This window comes from Enterobacter sp. PL_is511 (assembly GCF_055816065.1).
The window spans coordinates 138149-158725 of the sequence record NZ_JBVPGP010000014.1 but is presented as its reverse complement, the minus strand read 5'-3'; the positions used below and the strand labels follow the sequence as shown (position 1 = coordinate 158725).

At 58.0% G+C, this 20577-nt stretch carries 20 protein-coding genes; 8 read left to right on the top strand and 12 right to left on the bottom strand.

Going from position 1 to position 20577, the window contains the following annotated elements; all coding sequences use genetic code 11:
- Positions 1–2: 2 nt before the first annotated feature.
- The 6 genes from AC0TN7_RS02695 to mdcA form a co-directional block, all read right to left on the bottom strand.
- Positions 3–962, bottom strand: a complete 960-nt coding sequence (locus AC0TN7_RS02695) for an AEC family transporter (protein WP_024907941.1) — start codon at positions 960–962, stop codon at positions 3–5.
- A gap of 128 nt (positions 963–1090) precedes the next feature.
- Complete coding sequence (mdcE, locus tag AC0TN7_RS02690; protein WP_148768917.1) at positions 1091–1891, bottom strand: biotin-independent malonate decarboxylase subunit gamma; 801 nt, start codon at positions 1889–1891, stop codon at positions 1091–1093.
- Positions 1891–2724, bottom strand: coding sequence for a biotin-independent malonate decarboxylase subunit beta (locus tag AC0TN7_RS02685; RefSeq protein WP_473701815.1), 834 nt, complete (start codon positions 2722–2724; stop codon positions 1891–1893). Before AC0TN7_RS02685 ends, mdcE begins: the two co-directional genes overlap by 1 nt.
- Positions 2717–3016 carry a malonate decarboxylase acyl carrier protein gene (gene mdcC / locus AC0TN7_RS02680; protein ID WP_024907938.1) on the bottom strand — a complete coding sequence of 100 codons (300 nt, stop codon included), beginning with the start codon at positions 3014–3016 and terminating at the stop codon, positions 2717–2719. The genes AC0TN7_RS02685 and mdcC overlap by 8 nt, the downstream gene beginning before the upstream one ends.
- Before the next feature lie 9 nt (positions 3017–3025).
- Entirely contained in the window at positions 3026–3883 is an 858-nt protein-coding gene (locus AC0TN7_RS02675) for a triphosphoribosyl-dephospho-CoA synthase (RefSeq protein ID WP_024907937.1), read from the bottom strand.
- Positions 3883–5538, bottom strand: a complete 1656-nt coding sequence (gene mdcA, locus AC0TN7_RS02670) for a malonate decarboxylase subunit alpha (RefSeq protein WP_032648362.1) — start codon at positions 5536–5538, stop codon at positions 3883–3885. Before mdcA ends, AC0TN7_RS02675 begins: the two co-directional genes overlap by 1 nt.
- A gap of 228 nt (positions 5539–5766) precedes the next feature.
- Here mdcA and AC0TN7_RS02665 point away from each other — a divergent pair, with 228 nt between their 5' ends.
- The 3 genes from AC0TN7_RS02665 to AC0TN7_RS02655 are packed head-to-tail and all read left to right on the top strand — an operon-like array spanning position 5767 to position 7904.
- Positions 5767–6789, top strand: a complete 1023-nt coding sequence (locus AC0TN7_RS02665) for a hydrolase (protein ID WP_024907935.1) — start codon at positions 5767–5769, stop codon at positions 6787–6789.
- A complete protein-coding gene (locus AC0TN7_RS02660; protein ID WP_008503016.1) occupies positions 6786–7004 on the top strand; it encodes a YheU family protein in 219 nt (72 codons plus the stop codon). The genes AC0TN7_RS02665 and AC0TN7_RS02660 overlap by 4 nt, the downstream gene beginning before the upstream one ends.
- A 30-nt stretch (positions 7005–7034) precedes the next feature.
- Entirely contained in the window at positions 7035–7904 is an 870-nt protein-coding gene (locus AC0TN7_RS02655) for a phosphoribulokinase (RefSeq protein ID WP_008503017.1), read from the top strand.
- Positions 7905–7970: 66 nt separating this feature from the next.
- On the opposite strand, the gene AC0TN7_RS02650 is transcribed toward AC0TN7_RS02655, so the two are convergent.
- Complete coding sequence (locus tag AC0TN7_RS02650) at positions 7971–8375, bottom strand: OsmC family protein (protein WP_008503018.1); 405 nt, start codon at positions 8373–8375, stop codon at positions 7971–7973.
- A gap of 311 nt (positions 8376–8686) precedes the next feature.
- Here AC0TN7_RS02650 and crp point away from each other — a divergent pair, with 311 nt between their 5' ends.
- Both crp and AC0TN7_RS02640 read left to right on the top strand, forming a co-directional pair.
- The gene (gene crp, locus AC0TN7_RS02645; RefSeq protein WP_000242758.1) at positions 8687–9319 is read left to right on the top strand and encodes a cAMP-activated global transcriptional regulator CRP; all 633 of its coding nucleotides are present in this window, start codon (positions 8687–8689) and stop codon (positions 9317–9319) included.
- Positions 9320–9376: 57 nt separating this feature from the next.
- Positions 9377–11464, top strand: coding sequence for a YccS/YhfK family putative transporter (locus tag AC0TN7_RS02640; protein ID WP_290094983.1), 2088 nt, complete (start codon positions 9377–9379; stop codon positions 11462–11464).
- Here AC0TN7_RS02640 and argD read toward each other — a convergent pair.
- From argD to ppiA, 4 genes are all read right to left on the bottom strand, one after another.
- Positions 11461–12684, bottom strand: a complete 1224-nt coding sequence (argD, locus tag AC0TN7_RS02635) for a bifunctional acetylornithine/succinyldiaminopimelate transaminase (RefSeq protein ID WP_463727372.1) — start codon at positions 12682–12684, stop codon at positions 11461–11463. The two genes, AC0TN7_RS02640 and argD, sit on opposite strands and share 4 nt — an antisense overlap.
- Before the next feature lie 86 nt (positions 12685–12770).
- Positions 12771–13334, bottom strand: coding sequence for an aminodeoxychorismate synthase component 2 (gene pabA / locus AC0TN7_RS02630; protein ID WP_024907931.1), 564 nt, complete (start codon positions 13332–13334; stop codon positions 12771–12773).
- Positions 13335–13364: 30 nt separating this feature from the next.
- Positions 13365–13949: a putative adenosine monophosphate-protein transferase Fic gene (locus AC0TN7_RS02625; RefSeq protein ID WP_024907930.1), complete on the bottom strand. Its 585-nt coding sequence runs from the start codon at positions 13947–13949 to the stop codon at positions 13365–13367.
- A 105-nt stretch (positions 13950–14054) separates the two neighbouring features.
- On the bottom strand, positions 14055–14627 hold the full coding sequence (ppiA, locus tag AC0TN7_RS02620; protein WP_023309471.1) for a peptidylprolyl isomerase A: 573 nt from the start codon (positions 14625–14627) through the stop codon (positions 14055–14057).
- Positions 14628–14905: 278 nt separating this feature from the next.
- Here ppiA and tsgA point away from each other — a divergent pair, with 278 nt between their 5' ends.
- On the top strand, positions 14906–16090 hold the full coding sequence (tsgA, locus tag AC0TN7_RS02615; RefSeq protein WP_024907929.1) for an MFS transporter TsgA: 1185 nt from the start codon (positions 14906–14908) through the stop codon (positions 16088–16090).
- 18 nt (positions 16091–16108) lie between these two features.
- Here tsgA and AC0TN7_RS02610 read toward each other — a convergent pair whose 3' ends face one another.
- Positions 16109–17410: a cytosine deaminase gene (locus AC0TN7_RS02610; protein ID WP_024907928.1), complete on the bottom strand. Its 1302-nt coding sequence runs from the start codon at positions 17408–17410 to the stop codon at positions 16109–16111.
- 239 nt (positions 17411–17649) lie between these two features.
- Here AC0TN7_RS02610 and nirB point away from each other — a divergent pair, with 239 nt between their 5' ends.
- Positions 17650–20193 (top strand): nitrite reductase large subunit NirB, encoded by a 2544-nt coding sequence (gene nirB, locus AC0TN7_RS02605; RefSeq protein ID WP_233396107.1) that lies wholly within the window; start codon positions 17650–17652, stop codon positions 20191–20193.
- On the top strand, positions 20190–20516 hold the full coding sequence (gene nirD, locus AC0TN7_RS02600) for a nitrite reductase small subunit NirD (protein WP_045909328.1): 327 nt from the start codon (positions 20190–20192) through the stop codon (positions 20514–20516). The genes nirB and nirD overlap by 4 nt, the downstream gene beginning before the upstream one ends.
- Positions 20517–20577 lie beyond the last annotated feature (61 nt).

Genomic DNA, 20577 nt, shown 5'->3' with positions numbered 1-20577 from the left:
GATTACATTCCTGAAGTCAGCGAGATAAACAGCGGCAGCGACAGGATACACAGTACGGAGCTTAACAGCAGCACGGCTTCAGCATCCGGCGACTGCACGCCAAAGCGGTTACCGAACACCACGCCGAAGAAGCCCGCAGAAAGTGCAATCATCAGGATAGCGGTGATCGCCACGGAGCCATGCAGGCCGAAGATCAGCACAATACCCCAGGCAATCGCTGGCTGAATCAGCAGCTTGGCGATGGTTGACGTAATCACCATGGTGTTGATCTGCAGCTTACGGGCAGAGAGGATCACCCCGGTCAGGAACAGCGCGGCAGCGGTGGCGGACAGCCCCAGCGGTTTAATCGCCGCAAGAACCAGTTCCGGCATTTTGATCCCGATGGCGGACAGAATCACGCCCAGCAGCGGGCCCATCACGATCGGTTTTTTAATGGAGCGCCACATCAGCACCGGCAACATGGAGAGCGTTGAGCCCGAGTTATTACCCTCGGCGCGTGCTTTCTCACGCTCCAGGATCAGCAGGCAGAACGGGGTCATCAGCACCGAACCGCAGGCAATAGAGACCGCAACGGAAAGCGACGTGGACGATCCTTCGCCCAGCACGCTGCCCAGAATCGGCAGGCCCAGCGCTGCGTAGTTCGGTAAAGCTACCGTCAGGGTCAGCACGGCCGCATCCTGCGGGGATTTCTTAAAGACTTTCGTGGCGAGGAAATAGATGGCCGCATAGGTGATCCACATCGCCAGAGTGAGAACCAGAATCAGCGGCGACTGCGCCACGATGCCGGTCCACGGCGTTTGCACGGTGGCGCTAAACAGCGCGGCAGGCAGTGCAAAATCCATCACGAAGATATTGAGCAGGGACACATTTTTGTTATCGACCATCTTTGCCTTACCGGCCCAGAATCCCAGCAGCATGATGACGAAAATCGGTGCAAGAGCATGAACAATTACGTAAGTCATAAATCACCTGTAGTAAAAAAAGTTTTAGCACTGGTGCGATGTTTATTATTTTTCAGGATGCAGGCTCCCGCGCGGGCGCAGCGGGCGCGCCCACGGGGTTTGCATCTCTGGCAGGTCTTTTTTTTTACTTACCAGCTGGCTCGCATACGTTCGCGTACGAGCGCCGAGCTGCGGCGGTTGTCAGCACCCAGACGGTTTTTCAGGGTGGTGTCCTGACGAGCGTCACTGATGGCCTGTTGCAGGGTGGTTTTCACCAGCGTTAGATCGTTATCGGAGGGGGCATCCGGGTTGCTGATATCCAGCAGGTTAGAGAGCAGCCCCAGCGTGGCGTAGTTGCCGATGTCGTACGCCATGGGCGGAATGGTCGCCGCCAGTTTTTCCAGCGCCTCGACGGTTCGCAGCGTGATGCGCGCCGCGGACTCTTTGCCCATCGCATGGATCAGCACGCCCTTGTCGTTAAAGGCAATCAGGCGGTTGGCCTGGTAGCCGTGTGCCAGGAACGCGCCGGACATTGCCTTGCCGACGATCAGCCCAATCACCGGGTGACCGGCCAGGCGCGCGTTAGCATAGGCTGCCGCCGCACCGGCCAGCGCCTGATGAATACCAAACGCCTCTTCGCGACGGCCATAGGCCTGGCTTGGGACGTCGATCACCGCCACAATCGGGCGTTTGACGGCTTTATCGGCATCCGCCGCGACGGTTTCGCTGACCACCTTCGCCAGCGTCCAGCCTTCCAGCAGACCGACTTCGCCCTGCGCCGCGCGCGGGAAGTGGTTGTGGGCATCCGGCACCACGGCCACAAAGCGCACCGCCTCACCGTTCAGCTCGCCGTCTGCCGCCTGCACGGACGGGCAGAGCCCTTCGATACGTTTGGCATTCGGGGCGAGGGTTTCCAGCCAGAGCTCGCCACGGCTTTTTGAATTACTCATCATTTCACCTCCCGGGCAAAAAGCGCGTTAATCTGTTCGGCATCGGCCTGCTTGCGGGTGTCGAAATTCGTCAGACGGTTCAGGTAATCGTCGTAGTTATCGGTGCGGTGTTTCGCCGGTACGCCTTTCGCAATCGCGTCGTTCATCGCCTGTTTCACCGCGTTGATACCGTCGCCGACGAGCGCATCCACCAGCCCGCTTTGATAGCGCACTTCGCCGCCGGTCATGCTCCAGATAAACGGACGGTCGCGGGAGTCGTACTCCTCAATGCCTGCCTCCTGCTCGATAACCTGCGGGCCGTTGAGGCCAAGACGCGCTTCGCGGGTCACAATCAGGTAGCTGCACAGCGCTGCCGCGATGGACATCCCGCCGAAGCAGCCCACGGTCCCGGCCACAATTCCCACCACCGGGGTGTAGCGGCGCAGGTCAACAATCGCGGCGTGGATATCGGCAATCGCCGCCAGGCCGAGATTCGCTTCCTGCAGGCGCACGCCGCCGGTTTCGAGGCACAGCACCGCCTGAGTCGGAATGCCGTTGCGGTTATCTTCCGCCGCCAGCTCCAGCGCCGCCGCCATTTTTGCACCGGACACTTCGCCCATGCTGCCGCCCTGGAACGCGCCTTCAATCGCCACGACGACGGCAGGCTTGCCGTTGATGGTGCCTTTTGCGACGACCATGCCGTCATCGGCCTGAGGAACAATCCCCTGCGGCCCAAGCCACGGAGAGATAATGCCTTCAAACGGATCCAGCAGTTCGCGGTAGCTGCCGTCATCCAGCAGGGCCTGCGCGCGCTGGCGCGCTTTTAGTTCGATAAAGCTGCTGTCATCACGCATGGCTCACCCCCTCAAAAACCTGTTCGATGCGAATGCGCGCCACGCCCGGCGTCGCGCCGAAGTCATGAATGGTCAGTTTGCCTGCCGGCAGGCTGCTGACCGTCTGCAGACGGTTGAACAGTGCCTCCCAGCGGCCACGGCTATTGTCTACTGAAGTGGTGATATCAATGGTTAAGGTCTGGCCCGGTTCGGCGGCGAACAACACCTCCATATCCCCGGAGCCGACAACCCCTGCCAGCGCCCTGCCGCTTACTTCGCGACTGGCGGGCACGGTCAATGTAATTTTTTCCATAACATCCTCTTAATGCTTTGAATAAGGCGTTTCGACGCGGTCGAGAAACAGCGTGGCGGCAAGCAGGTCGGCAGCGCCGCCCGGTGAGGCGTTAAGCGCCAGCATCTGACGGTCCAGGCTCGCCAGCGCCTGCTGGCCCGCCGCCGTTGCACAGCCTCCGGCGTTCAGTACCGCACGGGCACCGCTCTGCATGGCGTCCAGCCCCTCCATTCCGGCGCGCGACAGCACGCAGGTGTCGGTGAGCGACGTCATGATCGCCATCAGCGCGTCGAGCCTGGCATGCGTTTCGCTGCTGCCGTTGAGACGGCTGAGGCGAAGCTGCGGCAATGCGCGCTGCATAACGTGCGGGAACGCCTGCTGCGCCTCTTCGCGTGCGCCCGGCACGCGGTAGCGGTGCGTGGCGCGCAGGCCTTTGCTGAACACTTTGGGCGCCGCCTCGTCCGGTAGCTTTGCCAGCTGCGCGGCGGTGCGGGCGACATCTTGCGCCCTGGCATCACCGCCGAGCATCGCCACCGCGCTGACCAGCAACCCCAGCGCCCAAATCGCGCCGCGATGGGTGTTTACGCCCCCGGTTGCGGACATCATTTGCTGCTCGCCTTCGCGACCGAGTCGCCCGACGGTTTGCCGAAGCGCAATATCTGCCGGACGCTGCCAGCTTTGCTGCGCCAGCGCCTGAAACGTGGAGGTCAGGCTGTGCGCGGAGCGCTCCATCAGCGCAAGGGATAAATCGTGGTGCGCGCCGTTCCCCCGACTGTCCACCAGACCGGGTTTCGGGCTTAAACGTGCTTCGTCAATCAGACACTGCGTGGCGGTTCGCGCCAGCCATTCGGCACCGCCTTCAACCTGAATCTGGGGGAGAAGTTTCATTACCAGCTCCGGAATTTCGCAGGTGGGTTATACAAACCGCCGGACCACTCAACGAGGTCAGACACGCTGCCCGCAGCCAGCAGAGAGCGGGTGGCGTCAGTGCGGCGAATCCCCATATCTTCCGGATACACAACCTTGCCGCTCTGGCGCAGTTCCGCCACGCGTTTGGCATCCACGCCCAGGCCGATGTCGGTGATCCCCGCGACGGCGGCAACCATGGCCCGACGCTCCTCCAGATCTTTCGCCCGGTAGAGGTAGGCAATCCCCTCTTCCGTCAGCACGTGCGTCACGTCATCTCCGTAAATCATCACCGGTGCCAGCGGCATGCCGGAGGCTTTCGCCACGTCTACGGCATCGAGTTTTTCCACGAAGGTTGGCTTCACGCCTGCCTGGAAGGTTTCGACCATCTGCACGACCAGCTTTTTACCGCGCTGCATCGGGTCCGGCTCGGTGATCATGTTCAGCCAGGCCGGCGTGGCGTGGCGGCGACCGTGCGGGTCATGGCCCATGTTTGGCGCACCGCCGAAGCCGGAAAGACGACCGCGGGTCACGGTTGAGGAGTTGGCGTAACCGTCTACCTGCAGCGTAGAGCCGATAAACATATCCACCGCGTACTGACCTGCCAGCTGGCAGAAGGCACGGTTGGAACGCATAGAGCCGTCGGCACCGGTAAAGAAGACGTCCGGACGAGCACGGATGTACTCTTCCATCCCCAGCTCGCCGCCGAAGCAGTGCACGCTCTCCACCCAACCGCTTTCGATGGCGGGGATCAGCGTCGGATGGGGGTTCAGCGTCCAGTGTTTACAGATTTTGCCCTTCAGGCCGAGCTGTTCGCCGTAGGTGGGCAGCAGCAGCTCGATCGCTGCGGTGTTAAAGCCGATACCGTGGTTCAGGGACTGCACCTGGTGCTCCGCGTAGATGCCTTTGATGGCCATCATCGCCATCAGGATATGTTCCTGTTTAATGAGGCGCGGGTCGCGGGTGAACAGCGGTTCGATAAAGAACGGCTTGTCGGCAACCACGACGTAATCGATCCAGGAGCCCGGGATATCCACGCGCGGCAGCTCGCATTCGTCGTCCACCAGCTCGTTCACCTGCGCGATGACGATGCCGTCGTGGAACGCAGCGGCTTCCACCAGCGCCGGGGTATCTTCGGTGCTCGCCCCGGTGTAGAGGTTGCCTTTGCGGTCGGCTTTAAAGCCGGCAATCAGCGCCACGTTGGGCGACAGGTCGACGTAGAGACGTGAGTAAAGTTCGATGTAGGTGTGAATTGCGCCGATTTCGAGCTGACCGTCTTCCAGCAGCTGGGAGATTCGCAGGCTCTGCGTTCCGGAGAAGGAGAAATCCAGCTTGCGGGCGATGCCTTTCTCGAAGATATCCAGATGCTCGCTGCGGCCGACGCTCGGCATGATCATATGCAGGTCGTGGACAATTTGCGGGTTCACTTCGGCCAGCGAGCGGGAAAGGAAATCCGCCTGCTTCTGGTTGTTACCTTCCAGAACGACCTTGTCGCCAGGCGCGATCAGTTTTTCCAGCATGGCGACAAGATCGCCGGTTGGCAGTACCTTGCCCTGCACCGGTACGGACGCCAGGCGACGCGCTTTTTCGCTGCGTCGCGTGTTCCATTGCCGGGTGGGTGTTTGCCCAGATAACATTATTAACCTCCTGATTCAGCTAATCATTTTGATTTGCTTAACGTTGAGTAAAGTGTGCGCTCTGGTGAGAAAGGCATCAATTAAGCGTAGAGTGGAATCATTAGCCTGAGAGTAATAATCAAGGTAAAGATTTGTGATCGGGATCAGTTCATGTTTCGGAAAACCAGGCTAAACGGGGTACAATTCGGAAAGTACCGTAAATTTCTGACAAGAATCAGCATCGCCCTTATGACCCAAATCATTCCATCAGACTTCGACATTGCGGCCGAAGACAGCACTGAGTTCGTGCCTATGCGCGGCGTGGCCAATCGCCATTTGCAGACCATGCTGCCGCGACTGATCCGCCGCAAGGTTCAGTTCACCCCACACTGGCAGCGGCTTGACCTGCCAGACGGTGATTTTCTGGATCTCGCCTGGAGCGAAGCGCCGGAGCAGGCCCGCCATAAGCCGCGTCTGGTGGTCTTTCACGGTCTGGAAGGCAGCCTGCACAGCCCATATGCACACGGGTTAATTGAGGCGGCAAAAGCGCGCGGCTGGCTCGGCGTGGTGATGCATTTTCGCGGCTGCAGCGGCGAACCGAATCGTCAGAAACGCATTTATCACTCGGGTGAAACCGAAGACGGAACGTGGTTTTTACACTGGCTGCGGGACAACTTTGGCACCGTGCCGACCGCCGCGGTGGGCTACTCGCTGGGCGGCAATATGCTGGCCTGCCTGCTGGCCAAAGAGGGTGAAACCGTCCCGCTGGATGCCGCCGTCATTGTCTCCGCACCGTTTATGCTGGAGCAGTGCAGCTACCACATGGATAAAGGCTTTTCCCGCGTCTATCAGCGCTACCTGCTCAACCTGCTGAAGGCCAACGCGGCGCGTAAGCTGAAAGCCTATCCGGATACCCTGCCGGTCAGCCTGCGTCAGCTGAAAAAGGTGCGCCGTATTCGCGAGTTCGACGACCTGATCACCGCGAAAATCCACGGCTTCGCCGATGCGATTGACTATTATCGTCAGTGCAGCGCCATGCCGCTGCTCAGCAAGATCACGCAGCCGACGCTGATCATTCATGCCAAAGATGACCCGTTTATGGATCATCACTCGATCCCCGCTCAGGAATTCCTGCCCGACAACGTTCACTATCAGTTGACCGAGCACGGCGGCCACGTCGGGTTTATCGGCGGTACGCTGCGCCGCCCGAAAATGTGGCTTGAGACGCGTATTCCTGACTGGCTAACCCCTTATCTGGACGGTGCAAAATGATTATTCCCTGGCAGGATCTGGCTCCCGAAACGCTCGATAATCTGATTGAAAGCTTTGTATTACGCGAAGGCACCGATTATGGTGAACAGGAACGCTCGCTTGAGCAAAAGGTCAACGATGTAAAGCGCCAGCTGAAAAGCGGCGACGTGGTGCTGGTGTGGTCAGAACTGCATGAGACGGTCAATATCATGCCCCGCAACGCGTTTCACGGCTGATCTTCCACCCTTTTCAGTCAGGGAGTTGCTATGTCTGCCAGACATCCGGTTATTGCCGTTACGGGGTCGAGTGGTGCGGGAACCACCACCACCAGCCTCGCCTTTCGCAAGATTTTCGCCCAGCTGAATCTTCGTGCGGCGGAGGTCGAAGGCGACAGCTTTCACCGCTACACGCGTCCGGAGATGGATATGGCCATCCGTAAAGCGCGCGATCTGGGTAAACACATCAGCTATTTCGGCCCGGAAGCCAATGACTTCGGCCTGCTGGAACAAACCTTTATAGAGTACGGTCAGAGCGGCAAAGGGCAGTCCCGCAAGTATCTGCATACCTATGATGAAGCCGTTCCCTGGAATCAGGTGCCGGGGACGTTCACCCCGTGGCAACCGCTGCCGGAACCCACCGACGTGCTGTTTTACGAAGGATTGCACGGTGGCGTGGTCACTCCTCAACACGACGTGGCGCGCCACGTGGACCTGCTGGTCGGCGTGGTCCCTATCGTTAACCTGGAGTGGATCCAGAAGCTGACGCGCGACATGAGCGAGCGCGGCCATTCACGAGAGGCGGTGATGGACTCGGTGGTGCGCTCCATGGAAGATTACATCAACTTCCTGACACCGCAGTTCTCCCGCACCCATATCAACTTCCAGCGGGTGCCGACGGTGGACACCTCCAACCCGTTTGCCGCCAAAAGTATCCCGTCCCTTGATGAGAGCTTTGTGGTGATCCATTTCCGCAATCTCGAAGGCATTGATTACCCCTGGCTACTGGCCATGCTGCAGGGCTCGTTTATTTCGCACATGAATACGTTAGTCGTGCCGGGCGGAAAAATGGGGCTGGCGATGGAGCTCATCATGACGCCGCTGGTGGAGCGACTGATGGAAGGGAAGCAGATCGCGTGAACATGTTCCCTCTCCCTGTGGGAGAGGGTTAGGGTGAGGGCATCAACACGCACGATGCCCCAATAATTAAGCCTCGATCACTTCATACGAATGCGTGATTTTTACCGCTTTCTCCAGCATTAACGCCACAGAGCAGTACTTCTCCGCAGACAGATCCACCGCACGCGAGACCGCTGCGTCCTTCAACTCTTTACCGGTGACCACAAAGTGCAGATTAATATGGGTGAACAGGCGTGGCGCCTCTTCGCGACGTTCTGACGTGAGTTTAACCTCACAATCCGTCACGTCATGACGACCTTTTTGCAGAATCGACACCACGTCAATGGCGCTGCATCCCCCTGCCGCCATCAGCACCATTTCCATTGGGCTTGGCGCTTTATCGCCGGAGTTACCGTCCATCAAAATCTGGTGTCCTGACGCGGACTCGCCCAGGAACGTTAAACCTTCAACCCATTTCACGCGCGCTTGCATATTCTTAAACTCCAACGTTGCATTTTTGGTGACAGATTACGCGTGCGTTACATTTCTCGCAATGGAAGGCGACCTGCATCATGCTGAAGCGAGACACCAGGAGACACGCGGCGAAAGCTATGCTAAAACACTCTGGATGCTACAGTAATACATTGACGTTACACATGTATGCAGAGGACATCAAACTTTACTGGCTGCGAAACGTTACGGTAGCCGACTTCCCAGGGTATGGGTAAGAATTCGATTGCAACCCCAGAGTCCGGATGCATCTGATGACTCTGGTGACAGCTTATAACAGAGGATAACAGCGCATGGTGCTTGGCAAACCGCAAACAGACCCGACTCTCGAATGGTTCTTGTCTCATTGCCACATTCATAAGTACCCATCAAAGAGCACGCTGATTCACCAGGGTGAAAAAGCGGAAACGTTGTATTACATCGTTAAAGGCTCGGTGGCAGTGCTGATCAAAGATGAAGAAGGGAAAGAGATGATCCTTTCTTATCTGAACCAGGGCGATTTCATCGGTGAACTGGGCCTGTTTGAAGAGGGCCAGGAACGTAGCGCCTGGGTTCGTGCAAAGACAGCATGTGAAGTGGCTGAAATTTCTTACAAGAAGTTCCGTCAGCTGATTCAGGTTAACCCTGACATCCTGATGCGTCTTTCTTCCCAGATGGCGCGCCGTCTGCAGGTCACCTCAGAGAAAGTGGGCAACCTCGCCTTCCTGGACGTGACAGGCCGTATCGCACAGACCCTACTGAACCTGGCGAAACAGCCAGACGCTATGACCCACCCGGACGGCATGCAAATTAAAATTACCCGTCAGGAAATTGGTCAGATCGTCGGTTGCTCCCGTGAAACAGTGGGCCGTATCCTGAAAATGCTGGAAGATCAAAACCTGATCTCTGCCCACGGTAAAACCATCGTGGTTTACGGAACGCGTTAATTCCGCTTAAACGGCGTGCCATCGCAAGGTGTCACGCCGTTTTTGTCTCTACTCCCCATGTGGCGCAGGCTGATCTATCACCCGGAAGTTAACTACGCACTGCGACAAACGCTGGTGTTGTGTCTTCCTGTGGCCATAGGCCTGATCCTCGGACATCTTCAGCAAGGTCTGCTGTTTTCCCTCGTGCCTGCCTGCTGCAACATCGCCGGTCTGGACACGCCGCATAAGCGCTTTTTCAAACGCCTGATTATCGGCGGCTGCCTGTTTGCGGGCTGTAGCCTCGCCGTACAGCTTTTACTGGCTCGTGATATTCCGCTGCCGCTGATCCTGACCGTGCTGGCGATGACCCTCGGCGTCACGGCGGAAATCAGTTCTCTGCACGCCCGCCTGCTTCCCGCGTCGCTGATTGCGGCCATTTTCACGCTGAGCCTCGCCGGGAATATGCCGGTGTGGGAGCCGCTGCTGATCTACGCCCTGGGGACATTATGGTACGGCCTGTTTAACTGGTTCTGGTTCTGGCTGTGGCGGGAGCAGCCGCTGCGTGAATCCCTGAGCCTGCTCTATGTGCAGCTTGCGGATTACTGCGAAGCCAAATACACCCTGCTGACCCAGCATACCGATCCGGAAAAATCCTTACCGCCCCTGCTGACGCGCCAGCAGAAGGTGGTGGATCTGATAAGCCAGTGCTATCAGCAGCTGCATATGCTCGCCGCCAACAAGAACCACGAATACAAACGGCTGCTGCGCACCTTCCAGGTAGGCCTGGATCTGCAGGAGCATATCTCCGTAAGCCTGCACCATCCGCAGGAGGTGCAAAAGCTGGTCGAGCGCAGCCACGCCGAAGCGGTGATCCGCTGGAACGCGCAGACCGTCTCGGCACGTCTGCGGGTGCTGGCAGACGATATTCTTTACCACCGCTACCCCACACGCTTTAACATGGAAAAACAGCTGGGCGCGCTGGAGAAAATCGCCCGTCAGCATCCGGATAACCCGGTCGGCCAGTTTGCCGCCTGGCACTTCAGCCGCATCGCCCGCGTGCTACGCACCCAGCGCCCGCTCTATCCGCGCGATCTGATGGCGGATAAGCAAAAACGCCTGCCGTTATTGCCCGCGCTCAGGAGCTATCTGTCGCTTAAATCGTCCGCCCTGCGCAACGCCGCACGAATTAGCGTGATGCTCAGTACCGCCAGCCTGATGGGCATGGCGCTGCATCTGCCGAAACCCTACTGGATCTTAATGACCGTGCTGTTTGTCACCCAGAACGGCTATGGCGCCACGCGGGTGCGTATTCTGCATCGGGCGGGCGGCACCATGGCCGGGCTGATCATTGCGGGCGTGACGCTGCACTTCCACGTGCCGGAAGGCTACACCCTGGCAGGGATGCTGGCGATCACGCTGGTGAGCTACCTGATTATCCGCAAAAACTACGGCTGGGCGATGGTGGGCTTCACGGTGACGGCGGTATACACCCTGCAGCTGCTCACGCTCAATGGCGAACAGTTTATTGTCGCCAGGCTGATTGATACCCTGATCGGCTGCCTGATTGCCTTTGGCGGCATGGTCTGGCTGTGGCCGCAGTGGCAAAGCGGGCTGCTCAGGCAGAACGCCCACGACGCGCTGGAAGCCGACCAGCAGGCCATTCGCCTGATCCTGAGCGACGACCCGCAGCCCTCCCCGCTGGCGTATCAGCGCATGAAGGTCAACCAGGCGCACAACGCCCTGTTTAACTCGCTCAATCAGGCGATGCAGGAGCCGGGCTTTAACTCGCACTATCTGGCCGATATGAAGCTCTGGGTGACGCACAGCCAGTTTATCGTCGAGCACATTAACGCCATGACCACGCTGGCGCGCGAGCACACGATGCTCACGCCGGATCTGGCGCAGCGCTATTTGCAGTCGTGTGAAATTGCGTTGCAGCGGTGTCAGCAGCGTCTGGAGTATGACTCGCCGGGTGAGTCGGGGGATTCAAATATTCTGGAAGCGCCGGAAACGCTGACCCACGGCCCAATGAGCACCCTGGAACAGCATTTACAGCGCGTGCTGGGGCATTTGAACACCATGCACACCATTTCGTCGGTGGCATGGCGTCAGCGTCCGCATCATGGGGTTTGGTTAACGCGCGTGCTGAAACGAACGCCGTACTAATTCTGCTGGACGATCTTCCCAACCGCCGCGGCAAAGCGGGTTAATCCGTCTTCAATATCCTTATCTTCCACCACCAGCGACGGCGCAAAGCGCATTACGTCCGGCCCGGCGTTGAGCACCATCACCCCTTCGCGAGCGGCGGCGTGCAGGAAGTCGCGCGCGCGGCCCTTATACTGCGGCTTCAGCTCGGCACCAATCAATAACCCCATCCCGCGGATCTCGCTGAACACATCGTACTGCTCGTCAATCTTTTGCAGGTGTTTTACGAACAGCTCGCGCTTCGCGCTGACGCCGTTCAACACCTCTGGCGTGTTGATGATGTCGAACGCGGCACCCGCCACGGCGCTCGCCAGCGGGTTACCGCCGTAGGTGGAGCCGTGAGAGCCAACGTGGAACGCGGAGGCGATCTCCTGCGTCGTCAGTACCGCACTCACCGGGAAACCGCCGCCGAGCGCTTTCGCGCTGGTCAGAATATCCGGCGTCACGCCGTAGTGCATATAGGCGAACAGATCGCCGGTACGCCCCATTCCGCACTGCACTTCATCAAAGACCAGCAGCGCCTGATGCTCGTCGCACAGTTCGCGCAGCCCTTTCAGGAATTCCGGGGTTGCCGCCGTCACGCCGCCTTCACCCTGGATCGGCTCAACGACTATCGCGCAGGTATGGTCGTCCATCACCGCCTTCACCGCGTGCAGATCGTTAAACGGCACGTGGACGATATCAGCCGGTTTCGGGCCAAACCCGTCGGAATACTTCGGCTGGCCGCCAACGGAGACGGTAAAGAAGGAGCGTCCGTGGAAGGCATTGTGGAAGGCGATGATTTTGGTTTTGTACGGGCTGTGGCGCGTTGTGGCGTAGTAGCGCGCCAGCTTAAAGGCGGTTTCGTTGGCTTCTGTGCCGGAGTTCATAAACAGCACGCGCTCGGCGAAGGTGGCATCGATGATCTTACGACCCAGGCGCAGCGCCGGTTCGTTGGTGAACACGTTGCTGGTGTGCCACAGGGTTTCGCCCTGGGTTTTTAGCGCCTCCACCAGCGCGGGATGGCAATGACCCAGCGCCGTGACCGCAATACCACCCGCGAAATCCACATACTCTTTACCCTGCTGATCCCAGACGCGGCTGCCCTTTCCCTTCACTGGGATAAACTCAGCCGGTGCATAAATCGGCAGGATCACTTCATCGAAAGTCGCGCGGGTAATTGCTGGTTGTTCAGTTGCCATGTCATGCCCATCCATTTTATGTCACATTGATAGTGAAAATATAATCACAAAATATGCATAAAAAATCACAACAAGGCAACAGTTATTCAGCGATGGAGGAAATTTGCCAGCAGCGCATGGCCCTGCTCGCTGAGGATGCTTTCCGGATGAAACTGCACGCCTTCGAGGTCCCATTCGCTGTGACGAATCCCCATGATCTCCTGCGTATCGCTCCAGGCCGTCACCTCAAAGCAGTCGGGCAGCGTCGACGGGTCAATGACCAGGGAATGGTAGCGCGTCACGGTTAACGGATTATTGAGCCCCGTGAACACTCCGGTGCCCGTGTGGGTGACCGGCGAGGTTTTACCGTGCATCACTTTGGCAGCGCGCACGATGGTGGCACCAAACGCCTGGGCAATCGCCTGATGGCCCAGACAGACGCCCAGGATCGGCAGCCTGCCGGCATAGTGCTGGATCACATCCAGAGAAATACCCGACTCCGAGGGGGTACACGGCCCCGGAGAAATCACGATTTTCTGTGGAGCCAGCGTCTCGATATCGGCGAGATCGATCTCGTCGTTGCGACGAACAACCACCTCGGCACCCAGTTCGCAAAAATACTGGTAAAGGTTCCAGGTGAAGGAATCGTAGTTATCAATCAGCAGAATCATGGCGGCTCCCGAAAAAAATGCCGCCCTATTCTACTCAGATTCCCGCGCTTCGCTCACTACTTTGGCAAAGATAGCGTTTAGCGCGGATAAATCACCCGTTGCGCCGCTGCGGTTAGCCGCCACCCACTGCTCGGGATCGATATCGCGCCAGTCCAGCGCGTAGCCCGCGTGGAGCGCCAGCTGCTCGAAGAAAACGCGTTGGGCAATACCGTTGCCGCGCATGAAGGGATGCAGCATGTTGATTTCGCAGTAATAGTGGCTAACCCGGTCAACAAACGCCGCTTTCTCAAGACCCACAAGATATTTTTCGCTTTCCAGCGCCGCCATCAGCTCGTTACCCATCTTTTCGATGTATTCGAAATGGCAGAACGGAATGTCACCCTTGAAAATATCGTCGGTACGGAGTTCGCCTGCCCGCTTCATCTCGCTGCGGTACAGATGGCGATGAATAAGGCACAGATGGGGCAGCCCAGGCGCGGAAGGCCCAAGCTCCAGCGTCTCAATGTGGGGTTCCGAGGGACCATTACCTTTTTCAAGGAGACAACTGGCCTGTAAATTGACGTTACGCTGCTGTTCCCAGAGACGGGATTTTTGCTTGTCGGTGAGTTTTTTCACTTAACGCCTCCCTGAATAGTCCGTTTGCCACAAGTATAAGCAGCAAAACGCGCTTTCGCAGGGAGGGCGACATCACGCGGGCAGGAGAGCCCGCGTTCAGAAGAATTACGGCAGAACTTTTGCGGAGAGGATAACCACCGGTTTTGACGGCACATTCTGATACGGACCGACGTCGTGAGTAGGCACCTGAGAAATCTTGTCAGCCACATCCATCCCTTTCACGATTTTACCGAACACCGCATAGCCGAAGTCACGCTGACCGTGGTCGAGGAAGGCGTTATCCGCCACGTTGAGGAAGAACTGGCTGGTCGCGCTATCTTTGTCTGCGGTACGCGCCATGGAGATGGTGCCGCGCTTGTTCAGCAGGCCGTTGTCCGCTTCGTTTTTAATAGGCGGGTTCGGCTGCTTCTGCTGCATCTGCTCGTTGAAGCCGCCGCCCTGCACCATAAAGCCAGGGATCACGCGGTGGAAAGTGGTGTTGTTATAGAAACCACTGTTCACGTAGTCGAGGAAGTTTTTCACAGAAACCGGAGCTTTCTGGCTATTCAGTTCCAGCTCAATGTTCCCGGCGGAGGTGGTCAGCAGAACGTGAGGGTCCCCTTTGGCTGCCAGCGCAGCAGGGGAAACGGCAGAAAGAGCAAACACAGCTGCGACAGCCGCCAGTGTTGATTTGAGCATGAGAATTCCTTAACAAAGCGCAGTATAAAAAGCGAATGGCTTGATTCTAAAGAGCAGTATGAACGGAGACCAGCCTTTTACCTAATTTTACGAAATTGAAACAGTTGTAACCACGCAAACGGTTGGCTTTAGCGCCATTTTGTGTGATCAGGATCACACAAAAACATGCAATGAAGTTCTAATTTCTCTTAAAAGATATGAATAGATCACTTTAATGTCTAAAATCTGCCCGCTCTCAGCGCCCCCTGGGCGCTTTTCTTTTTCTGAACAGGCCAGACATGACTAACAGCAATCGCATCAAGCTCACATGGATCAGCTTCTTCTCCTACGCCCTGACCGGCGCGTTGGTGATCGTCACCGGGATGGTGATGGGGAATATCGCAGACTACTTCCAGCTGCCCGTTTCCAGCATGAGTAATACCTTCACCTTCCTCAACGCAGGGATCCTGATCTCTATTTTCCTGAATGCCTGGCTGATGGAAATCGTGCCGCTGAAAACCCAGCTGCGTTTTGGCTTTGTGCTAATGGTCGCCGCCGTGGCGGGCCTGATGCTGAGCCACAGCATCGCCCTGTTCTCCGCCGCGATGTTCGTGCTTGGTCTGGTCAGCGGGATCACCATGTCGATCGGTACGTTCCTGATTACCCATATGTATGAAGGCCGCCAGCGCGGCGCGCGCCTGCTGTTTACCGACTCCTTCTTCAGCATGGCCGGAATGATTTTCCCGATGGTCGCGGCCGTTCTGCTGGCGCGCAGCATTGAGTGGTACTGGGTCTATGCCTGCATTGGGTTGGTCTACGTTGCCATCTTCATTCTGACCTTCGGCTGCGAGTTCCCGGTGCTGGGCAAGAAAGCGCAAACCACCGCAGAACCCGTCGCGAAAGAGAAGTGGGGCATCGGCGTGCTGTTCCTCTCCATCGCCGCCCTGTGCTATATCCTGGGCCAGCTGGGCTTTATCTCCTGGGTACCGGAATACGCCAAAGGTCTGGGCATGAGCCTGAACGATGCGGGTCAACTGGTGAGCGATTTCTGGATGTCTTACATGTTCGGCATGTGGGCGTTTAGCTTCATCCTGCGCTTCTTCGACCTGCAGCGCATTCTGACCGTGCTGGCGGGCCTGGCGACCATGCTGATGTATCTGTTCATCAACGGTTCGCCGGAACATATGCCGTGGTTCATTCTGACCCTGGGCTTCTTCTCCAGCGCGATCTACACCTCGATCATCACCCTGGGCTCTCTGCAGACCAAAGTGGCCTCGCCGAAGCTGGTTAACTTCGTTCTGACCTGTGGCACCATCGGCACCATGCTGACCTTCGTGGTGACGGGTCCGATCGTTGCCCACAGCGGCCCGCTGGCCGCGCTGCATACCGCGAACGGTCTGTACGCCGTGGTGTTCATCATGTGCTTCATCCTGGGCTTTGTGACCCGCCACCGCCAGCACAACGCGGCAGCGGCATCGCACTAAACCCTGCGCCCCTTTGCATTAGGCAGAGGGGCTGTTTCTGGCGAAACTTACCTCTTCTCCTCCGGTATCCATCTGGATCCAGGTCTGCGCCAGCTGCGTGGTGGCAATGATCCGTCCCTGACGAATCGACCAGCGCACCGGCACCTGGCAGCGCACCGCTTCAAACCCGCTCTCCGCAGGCAAAATAATCAGGTTTGCCGGGTTTCCCGTTTCAATACCGTAATCGCTCAGGCCAAAGGTCCGGGCGCTGTTGTGGGTGATGAGATTCAGGCCGCTGTCGATTTGCGGATAGCCCATCATCTGGCAGACGTGCAGCCCCATATGCAGCACCTGCAGCATGTTGCCGGTACCGAGCGGGTACCACGGGTCGAAGACGTCGTCGTGACCGAAGCAGACGTTTATGCCCGCCTCCTGCAACTCTTTCACCCGGGTGATGCCGCGACGCTTCGGATAATCATCAAAGCGCCCCTGCAGGTGGATGTTGACCAGCGGGTTAGCGACGAAGTTAATCCCCGACATTTTCAGCAGGCGGAAGAGCCGCGAGGTGTAAGCGCCGTTGTAGGAGTGCATGGCGGTGGTGTGGCTGGCCGTCACGCGCGGCCCAATACCGGCCTCATACGCCAGCGCGGCCACCGTCTCGACAAACCGCGACTGTTCGTCGTCGATTTCGTCGCAGTGAATATCCAGCGGACGGTCATACTTCTTCGCCAGCTCGAACGCGATGTGCAGCGACTGGACGCCATACTCGCGGGTAAACTCGAAGTGTGGGATCGCCCCCACCACGTCGGCCCCCAGCTTTAACGCCTCTTCCAGCAGCGCCGCGCCGTTCGGGTAAGAGAGAATACCTTCCTGCGGAAACGCGACAATTTGCAGCGTTACCCACGGCGCCACCTCCTGCTTCACCTCCAGCATCGCCTTCAGGGCGGTGAGCGTCGGGTCGGAGACATCCACATGGGTGCGAACAAACTGGATGCCGTTGGCAATTTGCCACTTCAGCGTTTTCCAGGCGCGCGCTTTAACGTCCTCGTGGCTGAGCAACGCCTTGCGCTCCGCCCAGCGCTCGATGCCTTCGAACAGCGTGCCGGACTGGTTCCAGTTCGGCTCGCCCGCCGTCTGGGTGGTATCAAGATGGATATGCGGCTCAATGAAAGGCGGGATAGCCAGCCCACCGCGCGCATTCAGTACTTCATAACTTTCGGCATGGGTTTCGTCCATCGGGGTGATGTCACCAAATCGCCCGTTCTCAATAGCGAGCTGCCACAGCCCTTCCCGACCCGGTAAACGAACATTCTGAACAAGCCATAACGGTGCTGTAGACATACCTTTCCCCTAAAAAACGCCGCTGATATTCAGGCGTATTGATTCTGGCAAAACCGCCCCTGAGTTGTACACAAATTCAACGAACACGAAAAGCCTTCGATTTCCGCCACTTATAAAAATCCTGACTAATCAGTTATATACCACCTAAGGAGTAGGCGAAGACGTATTTGATTTGCATCAATAAGCGCCCCTGCTGAATCGTTAAGGTAGGCAATAATAGAAAAGAAATCGAGGCAATAATGAGCAAAGTCAGACTCGCTATCATCGGTAACGGCATGGTCGGCCACCGCTTTATCGAGGATCTTCTCGATAAGGCCGATGCTGAGCAGTTCGATATTACCGTGTTCTGTGAAGAACCCCGCAAGGCGTACGACCGTGTGCACCTCTCTTCCTACTTCTCCCATCATACCGCCGAAGAGCTCTCTCTGGTGCGTGAAGGTTTTTACGAGAAGCATGGCGTAAAAGTGCTGGTGGGCGAACGCGCTATCACCATCAACCGTCAGGAAAAAGTGATCCACTCCAGCGCCGGGCGTACGGTTTTTTACGACAAGCTGATCATGGCGACAGGCTCTTACCCGTGGATCCCGCCAATTAAAGGCTCGGAAACACAGGATTGCTTCGTTTACCGTACCATTGAAGATCTCAACGCCATCGAATCCTGCGCACGCCGCAGCAAGCGCGGTGCGGTGGTCGGCGGCGGTCTGCTGGGCCTGGAAGCGGCTGGCGCGCTGAAAAACCTCGGCGTTGAAACCCACGTCATCGAATTTGCCCCGATGCTGATGGCCGAACAGCTGGACCACATGGGCGGTGACCAGCTGCGTCGTAAAATTGAGAGCATGGGCGTGAAGGTTCACACCAGCAAGAACACCAAAGAGATTGTCCAGGAAGGCACCGAAGCACGCAAAACCATGCGCTTTGCCGACGGCAGCGAGCTGGAAGTGGACTTCATCGTCTTCTCCACCGGTATTCGTCCGCGCGACAAGCTGGCGACCCAGTGCGGGCTGGCCGTGGCGCAGCGCGGCGGGATCATGATTAACGACACCTGCCAGACCTCCGATCCGGATATCTACGCTATCGGCGAATGCGCCAGCTGGAACAACCGCGTATACGGTCTGGTGGCGCCGGGCTACAAAATGGCGCAGGTCGCCGTGGACCATATCCTCGGCAGCGAAAACGCGTTTACTGGCGCAGACATGAGCGCCAAGCTGAAGCTGCTGGGCGTGGACGTAGGCGGTATTGGCGATGCGCACGGCCGCACCCCGAATTCCCGCAGCTATGTCTATCTGGACGAAAGCAAAGAGGTCTACAAACGACTCATCGTCAGCCAGGACAACAAAACCCTGCTCGGCGCGGTGCTGGTGGGCGACACCAGCGACTTCGGTAATCTGCTCCAGCTGGTGCTCAACGCCATCGAACTGCCGGAAAACCCGGACGCGCTAATCCTCCCGGCGCACGCCTCCAGCGGCAAGCCGTCCATCGGCGTGGATAAACTGCCGGACAGCGCGCAGATTTGCTCCTGCTTCGACGTGACCAAAGGTATGCTGATCTCCGCGATCAACAAAGGGTGCCACACCGTTGCGGCGCTGAAAGCGGAAACCAAAGCCGGTACCGGCTGCGGCGGCTGTATTCCGCTGGTCACTCAGGTGCTGAACGCCGAACTGGCGAAACAGGGCATCGAAGTGAACAACAACCTGTGCGAGCACTTCGCGTATTCTCGCCAGGAGCTGTATCACCTGATCCGCGTGGAAGGCATTAAGTCCTTCGACGAACTGCTGGCGAAGCACGGCCAGGGCTACGGCTGTGAAGTGTGTAAACCGACCGTCGGCTCCCTGCTGGCCTCCTGCTGGAACGAGTACGTGCTCAAGCCCGAGCATACGCCGCTGCAGGATACCAACGACAACTTCCTGGCCAACATCCAGAAAGACGGCACCTACTCCGTGATTCCACGCTCGGCCGGTGGTGAAATCACGCCGGAAGGGCTGGTCGCGGTGGGCCGTATCGCACGTGAATTTAACCTTTACACCAAAATTACCGGCTCCCAGCGTATCGGCCTGTTTGGCGCGCAGAAGGACGACCTGCCGGAAATCTGGCGTCAGTTGATTGAAGCGGGCTTCGAAACCGGCCACGCGTACGCTAAAGCGCTGCGCATGGCGAAAACCTGCGTGGGCAGCACCTGGTGTCGCTACGGCGTCGGCGACAGCGTGGGCTTCGGCGTTGAGCTGGAAAACCGCTACAAAGGCATCCGTACCCCGCACAAAATGAAGTTCGGCGTCTCCGGCTGCACCCGCGAATGTGCGGAAGCGCAGGGTAAAGACGTGGGTATTATTGCCACCGAGAAAGGCTGGAACCTGTATGTGTGCGGCAACGGCGGGATGAAACCGCGCCATGCGGACCTGCTGGCGGCGGATCTCGATCGCGACACGCTGATTCAGTATCTCGACCGCTTCATGATGTTCTACATCCGTACCGCCGATAAGCTGACCCGTACCGCCTCCTGGCTCGATAACCTCGAGGGCGGCATCGACTACCTGAAATCGGTCATCATCGACGACAAGCTGGGCCTGAACGAACATCTGGAAGCGGAGATGGCGCGCCTGCGCGAGGCGGTGATCTGCGAGTGGACGGAAACCGTCAACACCCCGGCGGCACAGACGCGCTTCAAACACTTTATCAACAGCACCCAGCGCGACCCGAACGTACAGGTTGTGCCGGAGCGCGAACAGCATCGTCCGGCGACGCCGTATGAACGTATTCCGGTCACGCTGGTGGAGGAAAACGCATGAGCCAGTGGGTAAACATCTGCAATATTAACGACATTCTCCCCGCCACCGGCGTCTGTGCGCTGCTGGGCAGCGAGCAGGTGGCGATTTTCCGCCCTCGCCACGATGAACAGGTTTTTGCCATCAGCAATATCGACCCGTTCTTTGAGGCCAGCGTGCTCTCCCGCGGCCTGATTGCCGAGCACCAGGGTGAACTGTGGGTCGCCAGCCCGTTGAAAAAGCAGCGTTTCCGCTTAACCGACGGACTCTGCATGGAAGATGAAAGCTTCTCGGTCAAACACTACGACGTCCGCGTGAAGGACGGCGAGGTGCAGCTGAAAGCGTAACCCCTCGCCTTTTCAATAGGAAAGGCTTATGACCCCTTATGGGTAACGGCAGGAAAAACCG